This is a genomic window from Microbacterium sp. J1-1 (assembly GCF_024498615.1).
Lineage (GTDB): Bacteria > Actinomycetota > Actinomycetes > Actinomycetales > Microbacteriaceae > Microbacterium > Microbacterium aurugineum.
Genome location: NZ_CP089590.1, coordinates 3,201,848 through 3,218,293 on the forward strand (window position 1 = coordinate 3,201,848; position 16,446 = coordinate 3,218,293).

The following is a 16,446-nucleotide window of genomic DNA, read 5'->3' on the forward strand; positions in this document are numbered from 1 at the left end:
ACTAGTTCTTCCGCGCCTCGAGCGCCGCGATCACCTGGGGGACCACGGTGAACACATCGCCGACGATGCCGAAGTCCGCGACCTCGAAGATCGGCGCCTCGGGATCCTTGTTGATCGCGACGATGTTCTTCGACGTCTGCATGCCCGCACGGTGCTGGATCGCTCCGGATATGCCGAGAGCGACATACAGCTGCGGAGAGACCGAGACGCCCGTCTGTCCGACCTGGTGCGACTGCGGGATGTATCCGGCGTCGACGGCGGCCCGGGAGGCACCGACCGCCGCTCCGAGCGCGTCGGCGAGCTCCTCGACGAGCACGAACTTCTCCTTGGAGGCGAGACCGCGACCGCCCGAGACAACCCGTGTGGCGCCTCGCAGCTCGGGGCGGGAGGAGGCGACCTCGACCGCTTCGACCGGACCAGCCGTCGCGGCAACGACCCCGGACGGGGTGACATCGAGCACCTCGACCGAGTGCGACGGCACCGCCTCGGCACGCGCATCGACCGCGCCCTGACGCACCGTGATCACCGGGGTTCCGAATGTCGGAGCGGAGTCGACCAGATACGCGCCGCCGTAGACCGAGTGGTGCGCGACGACCCCCTCCTCGTCGCGGGAGACACCGACCGCGTCGACCGACAGCGCGCTCTTCGTTCGCACCGCGAATCGTCCTGCCACGTCTCGACCGGAGATCGAGTTCGAGATGAGCACAGCATCGGGTCGCACCTGGGCTGCCGCAGCCTGCAACGCGTCCACGATCGGGACCGTCAGCGCGGTGGGGTCTCCGTCGGCCGTCAGCACCACGGATGCTCCGGCCGCGGCGGCCTGATCGACCGCCGCAGGGCTGCCGCCGACGATCAGCGCCACGGGCGTACCGACCGTCGACGCGGCACCGATCAGCGCGGCCGTGCTGGTCGCGACGTAACCGGAGGGGTCGACGTCGACGAGGACGAGGATCGGGTTCTCGGAAGAAGTCATCTCACACCAACCTGTTCTGCACGAGGTAGTCGACGAGCTTGTCGGCGGCATCGCCTTCATCGGTGATCTTCACGCCGGCCGCGCGCGGAGGCTTCTCCGACACCGCGGTCATGATGGTTCGCGGCGCTGCGGACGGATCCGCCGAGACCTCGAGGTCGGCGAGCGAGAGCACCTCCAGCGGCTTCTTCTTCGCCGCCATGATGCCCTTGAAGTTGGGGAAGCGCGCGTCGGGGAGCGCCTCGGTGATCGAGATGACTGCGGGCAGCGACGCCGTGATCGGCTGACTGCCTGCATCCGCACCGCGGACCCCGGATACGCCGTCGTCGGTGATCTCGACCGACGTGAGAGCGGTGGCCTGCGCGAACCCGAGGTGCTCGGCGAGCATGGCCGGGATGACACCGCCCGAGCCGTCAGTCGACAGGTTCCCGGTGATCACCAGGTCGGGGTTCCCGCGGCGGATCGCGGCGGCCAGCACTTCGGCGGTGAGGCCGAGATCGGCACCCACGAGTTCCTCATCGGCGATGTGCACTGCCGACGAGGCGCCGATCGCGAGCGCCCGACGCACGGAGGCGGTCGAGCCGGCCGGAGCCATCGAGAGGGCGACGACCTCGGTCCCGTCGTTCTTGTCGGCGTAGCTGAGGGCGACCTCGAGAGCACGCTCGGTGATCTCGTCCAGGACGACATCTCCGGCGGCGCGATCAGCGAGCCCGGTCTCGAGATTCAGTTTGCGATCGCCATAGGTGTCGGGCACCTCTTTGACCAAGACGAAGATCTTCATCGATTGCTCCTCACGACACGCTGAGTCTATCCGCATGGGACTCTATGTAGCCAAAAGCGGAGGAAACCACGGTCGGGACCCCAGAATTGCCCCGACAATGTATACATACCCCACACTCCGGCTGCGGTATTCCCCACGCTCCGTCCGCCGCACGCCGCCGCCGGTACCGTAGAGAGGTGACCCGACCCCGCCCGCTCCCCGTTGACCCGCTCGCCGAGGCCAAGCGGCAGTGGATCGCGCACGGGTGGACGGATGCCGCCGACGGCATGGCTGTCGTCACCTCGGTCATGCGGGCCCAACAGCTCCTGCTCGCCCGCGTCGATGCGGCGCTCAAGCCGTTCGCGCTCAGCTTCGCCCGGTTCGAGGTGCTGCGTCTGCTCGCGTTCAGCCGCGCCGGACGCCTCCCCTTGTCGAGTGTCGTCGCTCGCCTTCAGGTGCACCCGACAACGGTCACGAGCACGGCGGAGCGACTGGTCCGCGATGGGCTCGTGGTGCGGGAGCCGCACCCGCACGACGGTCGGGCCGCGCTCCTCGCCCTCACGGATGCCGGGCGGGAACTGGTCGAACGCGCCACCCGGTCCCTGAACTCCGAGGTCTTCGTCGATCCCGGCATGAGCGGAGACGACGCCGCGGAACTCGTCGCGATCGTCGCACGGCTCCGCAAAGCCGCAGGCGACTTCGCGGACCCTCGCCCGCATCCCGAGCCGCTCTGACATGCGCCGGTTCGTCCTCGAGACGCACATCGCCGCATCACCCACTGCCGTGTTCGCCGCGTCGCTGGACCCTGAGCTGCACGTCCGCTCGATGGCTCGACACGGCGAGTCGATGGTGGAGGCACCGGCGGGGGGATCGTTCACGGAGGGGTCGACCGTGACGTGGCGGGCACGTCATTTCGGCGTCCCGTTCCGGTTGCGTTCCGTCGTGTTCGACATCGATCCACCCCACGGCTTCTCGGACCGGCAGATCGCCGGCCCGTTCGCGGCGTTCCTGCACGAGCACCGGTTCGTTGCGCATCCGTCCGGCACGCTCATGCGGGACACGGTGACGTTCCGGTCGCCCTTCGGTCCGCTCGGCCGGATCGTCGACGCCCTGTTCCTCGGCGCGTACATGCGCCGCCTGATCAGCGAACGCAACATGATTCTGGCCGCCGAGATCGAGGACCCGCGGCGTACCCTGTCGGCATGAGCGAACTGCGTCTGCACACCGTCCTCACTGGCCGCGGCCCCGCCGCGGCGATCCTGCTCACGGACGAGCAGGTCGCGTCCTTCGGTGCCGGGAAAGCCTTCCCGGTCGCCGTCACCATCGACGGACGCACCGCCCGCCTGCGACTGGCACGGATGGGCGACGAGAACCTGATCGGGTTCAGCAAGGCCGTCCGCACCGAACTCGGGCTGGAGATCGGGCAGGAGATCGATGCCGTGATCCGGCTGGATTCAGCCGAGCGCACCGTCGACATCCCCGCCGAGCTCGCTGCAGCCCTGGACGCCGACCCTGCCGTGCGCGCACGCTTCGACGCACTGTCGTACTCCGTGCGCAAGGAGCACGCGCGGAGCGTGGCCGAGGCCAAACAGGACGCGACGCGCGAACGCCGGATCGCGAAGGTCCTTGACGCCCTCTCCGACTGAGGGCGTTCACAACTCCTCAGGAATCTCCGACGAGCACCGCGCGAAGCGGCGTTTCCCGCGCGACGCACTCCTTTCTGAGGAGTTGCGAACGAACACCTAGCGGTTCTGGAAGTCCGGCGACCGCTTCTCCCGGAACGCCGACATCCCTTCCTTCTGGTCGGCGGTGTCGAACAGCGCCGCGAAGGCCTGCTTCTCGTGCGCGAGGCCGTCGGCGAGGGTCGTCTCCATCGCCGCATCCAGCGCGGCCTTCGCCGCATAGACGGACGGCAGCGACTTCGCGGCGATGGAGTCGGCGAGCGTCGCCGCCTCGGCGAGGAGCTCGGATGCCGGAACGACGCGCGACACGAGACCTGCGCGCTCGGCTTCCTCCGCCCCCATGAAACGTCCGGAAAGCACCAGCTCGGCCGCCTTGTAGTAGCCGACCGCACGGATCAGGCGCTGCGTACCGCCCATCCCGGGGATGACGCCGAGGTTGATCTCCGGTTGGCCGAACTTCGCGTTGTCCGCGGCGAGGATGATGTCGCACATCATCGCGAGCTCGCAGCCACCGCCCAGGGCGAAGCCGGAGACCGCCGCGATCACGGGGGTGCGTACCGCGGCGAAGTCATGCCAGACGCCGAAGTGGTCGGTCTCGAGCATCTCCGCCGCGGACATGCTCTCCATCTCCTTGATGTCGGCGCCGGCCGCGAACGCCTTCTCGGACCCGGTCACCACGATGGCGCCGACAGCGTCGTCCGTGTCGAAGGCGACGGCGGCCGCGGTGACCTCCTCCGCGAGTCGGCTGTTCAACGCGTTCAGCGCGCCGGGTCGGTTCAGGGTGATCCACCCCACTCGTCCGCGCTGCTCGACCAGGATGGTCTCGTATTCGGTCATGTCGCCCTCTCCGTCGGATCTCCTTCAGCATTCACCCTGGCCTTCGAATCGCGCAAACGAATCCGTCCGCACCGCGAATGGAACCATTTGCGCGATTCGAACGCAGTGCTCACACGCGATCGTCGCGGATATCCGTGATGATGCCCGAGAAGTCCCGGGTCGCACCGTCACCGGCGGCGAAGGCGGCATAGAGCTCTTGCGCCAGACGGCCCATCTTGGCGTCGGTCGATGTCTGTTCGATCGCCTGCAGCGCGAGGCCGAGGTCCTTCGCCATCAGCGCCCCGGCGAAGCCCGGCTGATAGTCGCGGTTGGCCGGACTCGTGGGAACCGGGCCGGGAACGGGGCAGTTCGTCGTGATCGACCAGCACTGCCCGGATGCCTGCGACACGACGTCGAACAGCGCTTGGTGCGCGAGGCCCAGCCGCTCCCCCAGCACGAACGCCTCGGCCACCGCGATCTGCGAGACCGCGAGCACCATGTTGTTGCAGACCTTCGCCGCCTGGCCGAGCCCGGGCCCGCCGCAGTGCACGATGCGCTTGCCCATGACCTCCAGCAGCGGCAGCGCTGCGGCGAAGTCCTCGTCCGAGCCACCGACCATGAAGGCGAGCGTGCCGTTCTCGGCACCCACCACACCTCCCGAGACCGGGGCATCGATGTTGCGGTGCCCCGCGGCGAGCGCGAGCGCGTGTGCCGCCCTCGCCTCATCGACGGCGATCGTGGACGACTCGATGAAGAGAGTGCCCGGTCGCGCGGCGGCGAGCAGTTCGGTGCGATACGCCTCGATCACGTGCTTTCCGGCAGGGAACATCGTGATGACGACGTCCGCCTCGGCCACCGCATCGGCTCCACTCGCCGCAACCGGGATCCCTGCCGCCTGCGCCGTCTCGACGGCGGCGGGCACCAGGTCGAAGCCGTGCACCTCATGACCGGCGGCGACGAGGTTCCTGGCCATGGGGAGGCCCATGTGCCCGAGACCGAGGAAGGCTACGCGAGTCATGACCCGCTCCGCATCTGGTCTCCGCCGCCGCGCTGGAGGGAGGCGGAACCCGCAGGTCGCAGCATCTCGCGACCGACGATGAGCCGCATGATCTCGTTGGTCCCTTCCAGGATCTGATGCACGCGCAGGTCACGGACCACCTTCTCGATGCCGTAGTCCTGCAGATACCCGTAGCCGCCGTGGAGCTGCAGCGCCCGGTTCGCGACGTCGAATCCGGCATCGGTCGCGAAGCGCTTGGCCATCGCACAGCGCATCGTCGCGTCGGGTGCATGCTCATCGACCGCCTGCGCGCCGTCGCGCACCATGAGGCGTGCGGCGTGCAGGTCGGTGCGCATGTCGGCGATCGCGAACAGGATCGACTGCTTCTCGGCGAGCGGCTCTCCGAAGGCCATCCGCTCGTGCACGTACTGCACGGCCTTGTCGAGCGCCCATTGCGCGCCGCCCAGCGAACAGGCAGCGATGTTGAGCCGACCTCCATTGAGGGCCGACATCGCGATGGCGAACCCACGCCCTTCGTCGCCGAGCATGGCGGAGGCCGGAACCCGCACGCCGTCGAGGATCACCTGGCGGGTCGGCTGCGCATGCCAACCCATCTTCTTCTCCGGCGCCCCGAAGCTCAACGCCTCGGCGTCGCCCGGCACCAGGAACGCGCTGATCCCCCGCGCGCCCGGCTCTCCGGTGCGTGCCATGACGACGTAGACGGCGGCCTCGCCCGCGCCCGAGATGAACTGCTTGACGCCGGTGAGTACGAAGTCGTCGCCGTCGCGGACCGCGCTCGTCGCGATGTTCGCAGCGTCCGATCCCGCGCCCGGCTCCGTCAGGCAGTACCCGCCGAACTCGGACATCGAGGTGAGCGCCGGCAGCCACTGCCCACGCTGCGCATCGTCGCCGTACGTGTCGATCATCCACACGACCATGTTGTGGATGGAGATGTAGGCCGCGACCGCAGGATCGCCCTTCGCGAGCTCCTCGAAGATCGCGACGGTGTCGAGGCGGCTGAGGCCGGTGCCGCCGAACTCCTCGTCCACGTAGATGCCGCCGAGGCCGAGCTCACCAGCACGGTTCAGCGATTCGCGGGGGAACAGGTGCTTCTCGTCGCGCTCCGCGGCGTGCGGGGCGAGCTCGGTCTCCGCGAACTCGCGGACGGCGCCGATGATCGCCTCGCGCTCTTCGGCTGTGGTGGTGACGGTGGTCATGGTCATCGTGGTTCCTTGTGGGAGTTTCGTGCCGGACGGTACGGATCAGTGCATGGTGGGGATGACGAAGCTGGCGCCGTCGCGGATGCCCGCCGCAGGCCAGCGGCTCGTCACCGTCTTGGTCTTCGTGTAGAACCGGAAGGCGTCGGTGCCGTGCTGGTTGAGGTCTCCGAACCCGCTGCGCTTCCAGCCGCCGAACGTGTAGTACGCGATCGGCACCGGGATCGGCACGTTCACGCCGACCATCCCGACCTCGACGCGGGCGGCGAAGTCGCGTGCGGCGTCACCGTCGCGCGTGAAGATCGCGACGCCGTTGCCGTACTCGTGCTCCGAGGCCATGCGCAGCGCCTCTTCGTAGTCGGCAGCACGGGCGATCACGAGCACCGGGCCGAAGATCTCTTCCCGATAGATCGCCATCTCGGTCGTGACGTGGTCGAACAGGGTCGGTCCGAGGTAGAACCCCTCTTCGTGACCGGGAACGGTGAAGCCGCGGCCGTCGGCGAGGAGGGTCGCTCCTTCGTCGACGCCCTGCTGGATGTACCCCTCGACCCGTTCCACCGCCGCGCGGGTGACCAGCGGCCCGTAATCGACGTCCGCCGCGAGAGAGGGCCCGACCCGCAGCTGGGCGAGCCGTTCGGTGAGTTTGGCGGCGAGAGCGTCGGCCGTCTCCTGTCCGACCGGAACGGCCACCGAGATCGCCATGCAGCGCTCTCCGGCCGAACCGTAGCCCGCACCGATGAGCGCATCCACCGCCTGGTCGAGGTCGGCGTCCGGCATCACGATCATGTGGTTCTTGGCTCCGCCGAAGCACTGCGCCCGCTTGCCGTGAGCCGTCGCGGTGCCATAGATGTACTCGGCGATCGGTGTGGACCCGACGAACCCGACGGCCCGGATGCGGTCATCGGTGAGCAGCGCGTCGACCGCCTCCTTGTCACCGTGCACGACGTTGAGCACCCCGGCGGGAAGTCCCGCTTCGAGGAAGAGCTCGGCGAGGCGCACCGGCACCGAGGGATCGCGCTCGCTGGGCTTGAGCACGACGGCGTTCCCCGCCGCGAGCGCGGGCCCCGCTTTCCACAGGGGGATCATGGCGGGGAAGTTGAAAGGGGTGATCGCGGCGACCACGCCCAGGGGCTGCCGCATCGAGTAGACGTCGATTCCGGTCCCCGCGCCCGTGGAGTACTCACCCTTGAGCAGGTGCGGAGCCCCGGCGGAGAACTCGATGACTTCGAGACCGCGCTGGATGTCGCCCTTGGCATCGTCGACCGTCTTGCCGTGTTCGCTCGCGAGGAGCTCGGCGAGCGGCGTCATCTCGCGCTGCACCAGGTCGAGGAAGCGCAGCAGCACCCGCGCACGCTTCTGCGGGTTGGTCGCGGCCCAGGCGACCTGGGCCTCCTCGGCGTTGGCGATCACCCGGCGGACCTCCTCGGCCGACGCGAGCGGCACCTGCGCCTGCACGGCACCGGTGCTCGGATCGAACACATCGGCGAAGCGACCGGAGTCGGGAGTGAGAAGCGATCCGCCTACGAAGTGGGCGATGGTACGAGTCATTGTGTGACATCCCTCCGTGCCGTCATTGGCATATTGAAGAGTTTACTCTGGCCTCCGGAGATTTACTAGGACGTCCTAGCATTTTTTCCCGCGTGGGTCTTCTCATCCGTCGGGGTTGTTCGCACCGCGTTCACCGGCCGGCCATCTCCCCCGGGTACAACTGCAGATGCGCGGACAGAGACTCAGACCGGATCGGGTGTCACGTCTACCGCGCGCACGGTGAGCACTCTCGCTCCCGTCGCGGCTCCCACGCCGCGAGACCCCCGCCGAATCGGGTCGGCGGGGGTCCTCTTCGTGGAGGCGGCATCCCTGGGGCGTTTCGAATCCCGCAACGGGTCGAGTAACCCCAGAATCCGACCGGGTGCGCGATTCGAACGCCGCGAGAATCCACCTAGAATCGACCGTGCGCTGCCACCCCTGGCGCATCCGCTTCGACGCCCCGACCCCGGGCGCCCGTTCTCCGAGGACCGCATCATGTCCGAGCCCGTCACCGTGTCCATCCGCCGCGAGGTCGACCCCGGCCGCATCACCGAGGCGACCGCCTGGGTGCAGACGGGGGTGAACCTCGCGACGAAGTATCCGGGCTTCCTCGGCTCCGGCTGGGTGCGCGCCGGCGAGGACTCGCAGGTGTGGCACATGCTCTACCGCTTCGCGAGCGAGGAGTCGCTGGTCGCGTGGGAGCAGTCGGCCGAACGCACCTGGTGGCTGTCGATGGGCGAGGGCTTCGTGCGGAGCGAGCGTTCGAAACGGCGTACCGGCATCGAGGGCTGGTTCGACGAGCCGACCACCGGGACCATCACGCTCCCGTCCTCCGAGGGCGGCACCGCCACGGTCACCGTCGCGCCCGCGCCTCCGCGGTGGAAACAGGCGACCTCGATCTGGCTGGGGTTCTTCCCGGTCAACCTGGCCTTCACCTACGCACTGAGTCCCGTTCCCGGCTGGGACGGTCTCCCGATCTGGCTGAGGGTGCTCGTCACGACTCTCGTCCTGACCCCGATCATGGCCTACTGGGTGCTGCCCTTCGTGACCCGGTCCCTGCGAAGCTGGCTCACACGCTGACGAGACCCCTGCGCACTCGGAACGCGATCACCCCGACTCGGACCTCGGGCCGGCGAGCTCAGCCGAGAGCGATCGCGGACCAGGACACGGGCGGCAGGGTCACTGTGAGCAGTCCTCCTTCGAGGGCGACCGTGTCGTTGTCGCGGACGGTGACGCGCTCCGGGTCGGCGAGCGTGTTCACGGCGTACACGTCGTCATCGCTCAGGGTGTGGGCCTCGCACACCCCGACGTCGCCGAGTCCGGCGATGTCCACGGTGACCGTGATCGCCTCCGTCGTGCTCCGATTCACCAGGAAGACGGCGGAGCGCCCGGTCTCGGACTCGTGCGTCGCCACCGCGTCGACGAGTGGCACTTCGCCATACAGTGCGGTGCGGTACGAGGGCGCGTCGAGCTTGAGCTCGAGCGCGTCCCCCTGGGCCAGGCGCGATGTGATCGAGAAGGGGTAGAACGTGGTCTGCCTCCACGCGGGTCCGCCCGGCTCGGTCATGATGGGCGCGATCACATTCACCAGCTGCGCCAGCGACGCGCTCGTGACCCGGTCGGCATGCTTGATCAGCGAGATGAGGAGGTTGCCGAAGACGACCGCGTCGACGACCGAGTACACGTTCTCCAGCAGACGCGGAGCGATCGGCCAGTTGTCGATGCCGGAGATCTTGTCCACGTCGCGGAACCGGTCGAGGTACCAGACGTTCCACTCGTCGAAGGAGAGGTCGATCTTCTTCGTGCTGCCCCGTACGGCCCCGACGTGATCAGCCGTCGCCACCACCGACTCGATGAAGCGATCCATATCGACGGCGGACGCGAGGAACGAGTCGAGGTCTCCGTCCTTCTCCTCGTAGTAGGCGTGGCAGGAGATGTAATCGACGTCGTCGTAGGTGTGCCCGAGCACGACGCGCTCCCATTCGCCGAACGTGGGCATGTGCCGGCTCGATGACCCGCAGACGACGAGCGTGACATCGGGGTCCATCTGTCGCATGGCCTTGGCCGCCTGCGAGGCGACCTTGCCGTAGTCGTCCGCAGAGCGATGACCGAGCTGCCACGGACCGTCCATCTCGTTGCCCAGGCACCACATCTCGACACCGAACGGCTCGTCGCGCCCGTTCTCTCGACGCCGCTCACTCAACGCCGTCCCTCCTCGGATGTTCGCGTACTCGAGAAGATCCAGTGCCTCCAGCGTTCCCCGGGTGCCGAGGTTGACCGCCATCATGAGGTCGCTGCCCACCTTGTCGAGCCACGAGACGAACTCATGGAGCCCGACCTCGTTCGTCTCGGTCGAGTGCCAGGCGAGGTCGAGGCGCCGGGGCCGCTGTTCACGAGGGCCGACCGAGTCTTCCCATCGGAATCCCGAAACGAAGTTGCCGCCGGGATAGCGGATGGTCGAGACGCCGAGTTCTCTGACGAGGTCGATGACATCCCGGCGGAGCCCCTCCGCATCCGCGGCCTCATGCCCGGGTTCATAGATTCCGTCGTAGACGTGGCGGCCGAGATGTTCGACGAAGCCGCCGAACAGTCGACGCTGAATGCGCCCGGTGACGAAGTGCGGGTCGATGGTCAGATGGGCCGATGGCATGGGTGCTCTTCCGAGTGAGGACGTGTGCGTCACCAATATACAACGTTGTAAATCTCTCGGCAGGAGCATAACCTGTTCAGCGAAGACAGGTGGAGGCGGAGCAAACGACCCGGTTCATGGAGCATCGACATCTCCGCGCCACCCGAAGCTCCGGCGAGAAACGCCACCCAGGCATGAGTTCGAGGAAGAAAGCTGCCATGACTGATCGAGAACCAGCGCGACGCCCCCACAGCCTCACGAGCACGCATCGCCGGCACGGTGACGTGGCGCATTGTCAGCCCGTTTACATCGTTGTGAATTCTGGAACGCTGAGAAGGGGTCGCGGCGCATGAAGAAGCTGCTCTACAACCAGCGTCTCGCCCCCTACCTGTTCATCCTGCCCTTCGTGCTCACGGTGCTCGTGTTCTGGCTGGTTCCCGTCGGCCGATCGGTGACGATGAGCTTCCAGGAGGTGCTCTACGGTCAGGCCACGTTCATCGGTACGGAGAACTACGAGCGGCTCTGGCGCGACCAGGTGTTCTGGAAGGCCATGTTCAACAGCATCCGCTACATGCTCCTCACCCTGGTCATCCTCGTCCCGATCCCGATGGTGCTGGCCGCGATCATCAACTCCCGACTGGGCAACAGCCGCATCAAGGACTTCTTCAAGTCCTCGCTCTTCATCCCCGCTCTGACGTCCGTCGTGGTCGCCGGCATCATCTTCCGACTGATGTTCTCCGAGACCGACTCGGGTCTGATGAACCAGGTCGTCGAGTTCTTCGGCTTCGGGCCCGTCCGCTGGCTGCGCGAAGACCTCACCGGTCTCACGGCGCTGCTCCTCCTGGCGCTGTGGAGATGGGCCGGCGTGAACACGATGTACTTCCTCGCCGGCATGCAGGCGATCCCGACCGAGTACTACGAGGCGGCGTCGATCGACGGTGCGAGCAAGGTCCAGCAGTTCTTCAACGTCACCCTGCCGGGGCTGAAGCCCACCATCGTCTACGTCACCACGATCAGCGTGTACGGCGGTCTGGCCATGTTCCTCGAGAGCTTCATGCTCTACGCCGGCAACAACTCACCGAACAACCAGGGCCTGACGATCGTCGGCTACCTCTATCGCAAGGGCATCCAGGACAATGACCTCGGCTTCGCCTCCGCCGTGGGCGTCGTGCTCCTCGTGCTGGTCCTCGCGATCAATCTCACTCAGCTCATCGCCACGGGCACGTTGAAGAAGGAGTCGGCTCGATGATGTACCAGACCTCCGCGACGCCGCCTACCGCCCGCACACGACCACGGATGTCGCGTCGAACGGCGGGGCTGATACAGAGCGGCTTCCTGATCCTCATCGCTCTCGTCTCGCTCGTCCCGGTGCTCGCGATCGTCTTCGGAACCTTTCAGGACGGCAACGACGTCATCCGCAACGGGATCTCGTTCTCGACCGACTGGTCGACACTGAGCTTCGACAACTACGTGATGCTCTTCACCGATTCCGGCCTGTACTTCCAATGGTTCTGGAACAGTCTCGTGCTCACGGTCGTGCAATTGGTGGGCACTCTCCTCGTGAGCTCGTTCGTCGCCTACGGGTTCGCGATGTACGAGTTCCGCGGCAAGAGCCTCGGCTTCATCCTCGTGATCATCCTCATGACGATCCCGTTCGAGATGCTCATGCTGCCGCTGTACGTCCAGGTGAACGACATGCGCGCCACGGACCAGTACTGGATCGTTGTCCTCCCGTTCCTCGCCCAGGCGGTCACGATCTTCTTCTTCCGGCAGTACTTCCTGGGCATCCCGAAGGAGATCCTCGAGGCCGGTCGCATGGACGGAGTGTCGGAGTTCGGCATCTTCTTCCGTCTGGTGGCACCGATCGCCAAACCGGCGTTCGCGGCGATGGCGATCCTCAACAGCATGATCATCTGGAACAACTTCCTCTGGCCGCTGCTGGTTCTGCGCTCGCCGGACAAGTTCATCCTGCCCATCGGCCTGAACACGCTGCTCACGCCGTACGGCAACAACTACGAACTGCTGATCATCGGCTCGTTCTTCTCCCTGATCCCCCTCCTCATCCTCTTCCTCGCGTTCCAACGGTTCTTCGTGCAGGGCATGACCGCCGGTGCGGTCAAGGGCTGACACCGAACCATCCTCTCCCCCGTATCCCCCACACAGTCAGGAGTATGACCATGCGATTCCGAAGGATTCTGACCGCGGCGACCGTGGCAGCAGTGACGGTCGGCGTTCTGTCCGCCTGCGCGAGCGGCACCCCGCAGGACGACGGCGCGAACGCCGACGGCACCACCACACTCGACATGTGGGTCTTCGCCGAGCTCCACGGCCAGGTCTACGAGCAGATGGCCGAGAGCTGGAACAAGGAGAACCCCGACAAGGCCATCGACCTGAACATCACCGTCTACCCCTACCAGGACATGCACGACAAGCTGCTGCTCGCCGTGAACTCCGGGGAGGGCCTCCCCGACCTGGCCGACATCGAGGTGGGCAAGTTCGCGAACTTCGTCAAGGGCGACAACCCGCCGTTGGCGGATCTGACGGAGGTCGCCGCGCCCTACACCGACGACATCGTGCAGGCCCGGCTCGACCTCTACAGCAGGAACGGAAAGATCTACGGCTTCCCGACCCACGTCGGCGCCTTCGTGAGCTTCTACAACACCGAACTCCTCGAGAGCGCCGGGATCGACTACACGACGATCGAGACCTGGGACGACTTCGCCTCCGCCGGCACCGAGTACTCCACGGCGACCGGGAAGGCGTTCGGCGTCGCCAGCACGAGCATCTTCTTCACCGAGCCGCTCGCGATCGCACAGAACGGCGGGCAGCTCTTCGCCGAGGACGGGCGGGGGGACGTCGACGTGAACAGCCCCGAGGTCGTCGACACGATGGAGATGTTCCAGGACATGAAGGAGTCGGGAGCGCTCTCGACGATCCCCGGTGGCAGCCCGGACAGCGAGGAGGCCTTCGGCGCCATCAACGACGGCGACTACGCCGCCGTCGTCTACCCCGCGTGGTACACCTCGCGTTTCGTCGACTACATGCCGGATCTCGCGGGGAAGATCGCGATCGCTCCCGCTCCGCAGATCGAGGGCTCCGAGGTGCTGACCATCGGCGGCGGTGGCACCGGCACCGCCGTGATGGCCGGCAGCGGGAAGAAGGAGATCGCCAGCGAGTTCGCGGCCTACAGCAAGCTGTCGCTCGAAGCGAACGTGAAGGTGTGGGAGGAGCTGGGCTTCGATCCCGTGAACATGTCGGTCTGGGAAGACGAGAAGGTCACGAAGAACCCGGACAACAAGTTCAACCAGTACTTCCAGACGAACCTGTTCGACGTGCTGAACTCGGTGAAGGACGGGATCGGTCACTTCGAGTCGTTCTCCAACCCGTCCCTTCCCACGGTCGACAACCAGTTCCGCACGGTCACGCTCAACGAGATCTACGAGAACGGCACGCCCGCGGAGGAGGCTCTCGATCAGGCGCAGACCGACCTTCAGAACGAGCTCGGCCAGTAGCAGCCGGCTATTCGGGTGCGGGCGGGAGAGCATTCCTCTCCCGCCCGCACTCTGCGCACGACGTTAGAGTGAGGGGAGCGCGCTGGCGTGACACACGGCGATTGGTGAGGCCCGATGGATCCGACGATGCACGACGTCGCGCGCCTCGCCGGAGTCTCCATCAAGACCGTCTCGAACGTCATCAACGACTACCCCCATGTGAGCGCGCAGACCCGCGAACGTGTGCAGACGGCCATCGATGAACTCGGCTACCGGCCGAACCTGTCGGCCCGCGGCCTCCGCTCCGGCCGCACGGGTGTCATCGGCCTCGCCGTTCCCGCTCTGAGCGAGAACTACTTCGCCGAGCTGGCGGATGCGGTCATCCGTGCCGCCGACGACCGGGGGCTCGGTGTCGTCGTCGAGCAGACCAGCGGCGACAGGGCCCGCGAACTGCAGGTGATCACCGGAGGGCGTCTGCGTCTCACCGACGGACTGCTGTTCAGCCCCGTGGCACTGGGGCAGCCCGATGCCGATGCTCTGGACACGGGCTTCCCCCTCGTCCTCCTCGGTGAGCGCATCTTCGACGGCCCGACAGACCACGTCGCCATGCACAACACCTCCGCGGCCCGAGCTGCGGTGGAGCATCTCCTCGACATCGGGCGCCGGCGCATCGCCCTCGTCGGCGCAGAAGAGGACGAGACGCCTGGCACCAGCTCGGCGAAGCTGCGACTCGCCGGCTATCGAGAGGCGTTCCTTGAGGCGGGCTTCGAGGTCGACCCACGGCTCATCCGCACGAGCGCGCACTGGAGTCGCAGCGGAGGTCTCCTGGCGATCCGCGAGCTGATCAGCGAAGGGGTGGCGTTCGACGGGGTCTTCGCCCTCAACGACGCCCTCGGCCTGGGGGCGCTCCGCGCGCTGGGCGAGGCGGGGTTGCGCGTCCCCGAGGACGTCGCGGTGATCGGGTTCGACGACATCGACGAGGCCAAGTTCTCGATCCCCTCCATGTCCAGCGTCGACGCCGGGCGCACACAGATCGCGGTGGCAGCCGTGGACCTGCTCATCGAGCGCATCGAGGAGAAGGGGGGTCGTCGCTCGCCGCGCACGGTGAAGACGGGGTTCCGCATCGTCAGACGCGAGTCGACGGGCTTCCCCGGGCGCACCGCTCACCCCGATCCCGCCCTGTGACCGTCGCCCTCTGAGCTCGAATCGCGGGCGGGGGCTCTCAGCCCTCGACGTGGCGCTCGTCCGGGCCGTCGTAGTGCGACAGCGGACGGATCAGCGCGTTCGATCCCGCCTGCTCGATCACGTGCGCGGTCCAGCCCGTCACTCGCGCCGCGACGAACAGCGGCGTGAAGGTGAGCGTGTCGAAACCGATCAGGTTGTAGGCAGGGCCCGACGGGTAGTCGAGGTTCGGATAGATGCCCTTGCGCGCCACGAACTCCGACTCGAGGGTGTCGTACAGCTCGGCCACGTCGGCGCGATCGTAGTGCTCCACGAGGGTGTCGAGCGCCGCCTTCATGGTCGGCACCCGGGAATCACCCTTCTTGTAGACGCGATGCCCGAAGCCCATGATCTTGCGCTTCTCGGCGAGCGCCTTGTCGAGCCACGGCACCACATTGTCTGCGGTGCCGATGTCGTCGAAGATGTGCAGGACCGCTTCGTTGGCGCCACCGTGCAGCGGGCCCTTGAGCGCGCCGATGGCCCCGACGACCGCGGAGTAGATGTCGCTCAGGGTCGAGGTGATCACGCGTGCGGTGAACGTCGAGGCGTTGAAGGAGTGCTCCGCGTACAGGATCATCGAGCGGTTGAACGCATCCACGACGACGTCGTCCGCTTCCTCGCCGAACGTCATCCAGAGGAAGTTCGCGGAGTAGTCGAGGTCGTCGCGGGGGGCGATGAGCTCCTGGCCACGACGACGACGCTGCCCGTAGGCGACGATCGCCGGGAGCGCGGCGAAGAGGCGGATACTGCGTTCGAGGTTCTGCTCGGGGCTGCCCCCGGCGTCGAGCACCGAGCCGCCGGCGCCCGGGTCGGAGGCACCGATCAGGCTCACCGCGGTGCGCACCTCGTCCATCGGGTGCGCGTCGAGCGGGACCAGGTCGATCGCGGCCTTGACGTTGTCGGCGAGTGCGCGGTGTCTGCGCTCCTCCACGCGGAACGCCGCCAGCTCCTCGGGCGTCGGCAGTTCGCCGTTCCAGAGCAGGTAGGCGACCGCTTCGAACGGCTGCGTGTCCGCGAGCTCCTGCACCGGATAGCCGCGGTACAGCAGACTGTTCGTCTCGGGATTGACCTTCGAGATCGCGGTCGTGTCGACGACGACCCCCGCGAGGCCCTTCTTGATGTCCGGCTCGGTCATG

16 protein-coding genes are annotated in these 16,446 nt (G+C 67.0%); 8 read left to right on the forward strand and 8 right to left on the reverse strand.

The window, feature by feature from the left end; all coding sequences use genetic code 11:
* Position 1: 1 nt before the first annotated feature.
* Complete coding sequence (locus tag LRQ07_RS15580; RefSeq protein WP_131493985.1) at positions 2-973, reverse strand: electron transfer flavoprotein subunit alpha/FixB family protein; 972 nt, start codon at positions 971-973, stop codon at positions 2-4.
* A gap of 1 nt (position 974) precedes the next feature.
* Complete coding sequence (locus LRQ07_RS15585) at positions 975-1,751, reverse strand: electron transfer flavoprotein subunit beta/FixA family protein (protein ID WP_232763321.1); 777 nt, start codon at positions 1,749-1,751, stop codon at positions 975-977.
* A 176-nt stretch (positions 1,752-1,927) separates the two neighbouring features.
* On the opposite strand from LRQ07_RS15585, the gene LRQ07_RS15590 reads away from it, so the two are divergent.
* Genes LRQ07_RS15590 through LRQ07_RS15600 form a run of 3 tightly spaced genes read left to right on the forward strand, consistent with a single transcriptional unit; the run spans position 1,928 to position 3,376 of the window.
* Complete coding sequence (locus LRQ07_RS15590; RefSeq protein ID WP_047522251.1) at positions 1,928-2,464, forward strand: MarR family winged helix-turn-helix transcriptional regulator; 537 nt, start codon at positions 1,928-1,930, stop codon at positions 2,462-2,464.
* A 1-nt stretch (position 2,465) separates the two neighbouring features.
* On the forward strand, positions 2,466-2,936 hold the full coding sequence (locus LRQ07_RS15595) for an SRPBCC family protein (RefSeq protein ID WP_256535134.1): 471 nt from the start codon (positions 2,466-2,468) through the stop codon (positions 2,934-2,936).
* Complete coding sequence (locus tag LRQ07_RS15600) at positions 2,933-3,376, forward strand: YdeI/OmpD-associated family protein (protein ID WP_256535135.1); 444 nt, start codon at positions 2,933-2,935, stop codon at positions 3,374-3,376. The genes LRQ07_RS15595 and LRQ07_RS15600 overlap by 4 nt, the downstream gene beginning before the upstream one ends.
* A 96-nt stretch (positions 3,377-3,472) precedes the next feature.
* Here LRQ07_RS15600 and LRQ07_RS15605 read toward each other — a convergent pair whose 3' ends face one another.
* From LRQ07_RS15605 to LRQ07_RS15620, 4 genes are all read right to left on the reverse strand, one after another.
* Positions 3,473-4,249, reverse strand: a complete 777-nt coding sequence (locus LRQ07_RS15605) for an enoyl-CoA hydratase-related protein (RefSeq protein WP_131493975.1) — start codon at positions 4,247-4,249, stop codon at positions 3,473-3,475.
* 109 nt (positions 4,250-4,358) lie between these two features.
* Positions 4,359-5,246 carry a 3-hydroxyisobutyrate dehydrogenase gene (gene mmsB / locus LRQ07_RS15610; protein WP_232763317.1) on the reverse strand — a complete coding sequence of 296 codons (888 nt, stop codon included), beginning with the start codon at positions 5,244-5,246 and terminating at the stop codon, positions 4,359-4,361.
* Entirely contained in the window at positions 5,243-6,448 is a 1,206-nt protein-coding gene (locus LRQ07_RS15615) for an acyl-CoA dehydrogenase family protein (protein WP_134352302.1), read from the reverse strand. Before LRQ07_RS15615 ends, mmsB begins: the two co-directional genes overlap by 4 nt.
* A gap of 39 nt (positions 6,449-6,487) precedes the next feature.
* Entirely contained in the window at positions 6,488-7,990 is a 1,503-nt protein-coding gene (locus tag LRQ07_RS15620; RefSeq protein WP_256535136.1) for a CoA-acylating methylmalonate-semialdehyde dehydrogenase, read from the reverse strand.
* A gap of 474 nt (positions 7,991-8,464) precedes the next feature.
* Between LRQ07_RS15620 and LRQ07_RS15625 the strand changes: the two genes are divergently transcribed.
* Entirely contained in the window at positions 8,465-9,049 is a 585-nt protein-coding gene (locus LRQ07_RS15625) for an antibiotic biosynthesis monooxygenase (protein ID WP_134352303.1), read from the forward strand.
* Positions 9,050-9,107: 58 nt separating this feature from the next.
* Here the strand turns inward: LRQ07_RS15625 and LRQ07_RS15630 are convergent, their stop codons facing one another.
* Complete coding sequence (locus LRQ07_RS15630) at positions 9,108-10,619, reverse strand: alpha-N-arabinofuranosidase (protein ID WP_256535137.1); 1,512 nt, start codon at positions 10,617-10,619, stop codon at positions 9,108-9,110.
* A 328-nt stretch (positions 10,620-10,947) separates the two neighbouring features.
* Between LRQ07_RS15630 and LRQ07_RS15635 the strand changes: the two genes are divergently transcribed.
* From LRQ07_RS15635 to LRQ07_RS15650, 4 genes are all read left to right on the forward strand, one after another.
* Entirely contained in the window at positions 10,948-11,847 is a 900-nt protein-coding gene (locus LRQ07_RS15635; protein WP_232763313.1) for a carbohydrate ABC transporter permease, read from the forward strand.
* Entirely contained in the window at positions 11,844-12,725 is an 882-nt protein-coding gene (locus LRQ07_RS15640) for a carbohydrate ABC transporter permease (protein ID WP_256535138.1), read from the forward strand. Before LRQ07_RS15635 ends, LRQ07_RS15640 begins: the two co-directional genes overlap by 4 nt.
* 44 nt (positions 12,726-12,769) lie before the next feature.
* On the forward strand, positions 12,770-14,110 hold the full coding sequence (locus LRQ07_RS15645) for an ABC transporter substrate-binding protein (protein ID WP_256535139.1): 1,341 nt from the start codon (positions 12,770-12,772) through the stop codon (positions 14,108-14,110).
* 126 nt (positions 14,111-14,236) lie between these two features.
* Positions 14,237-15,274 (forward strand): LacI family DNA-binding transcriptional regulator, encoded by a 1,038-nt coding sequence (locus LRQ07_RS15650; RefSeq protein WP_256535140.1) that lies wholly within the window; start codon positions 14,237-14,239, stop codon positions 15,272-15,274.
* Between the two features lie 37 nt (positions 15,275-15,311).
* Here the strand turns inward: LRQ07_RS15650 and LRQ07_RS15655 are convergent, their stop codons facing one another.
* Positions 15,312-16,445, reverse strand: a complete 1,134-nt coding sequence (locus tag LRQ07_RS15655) for a bifunctional 2-methylcitrate synthase/citrate synthase (RefSeq protein WP_047521627.1) — start codon at positions 16,443-16,445, stop codon at positions 15,312-15,314.
* Between the last annotated feature and the right edge of the window lies 1 nt (position 16,446).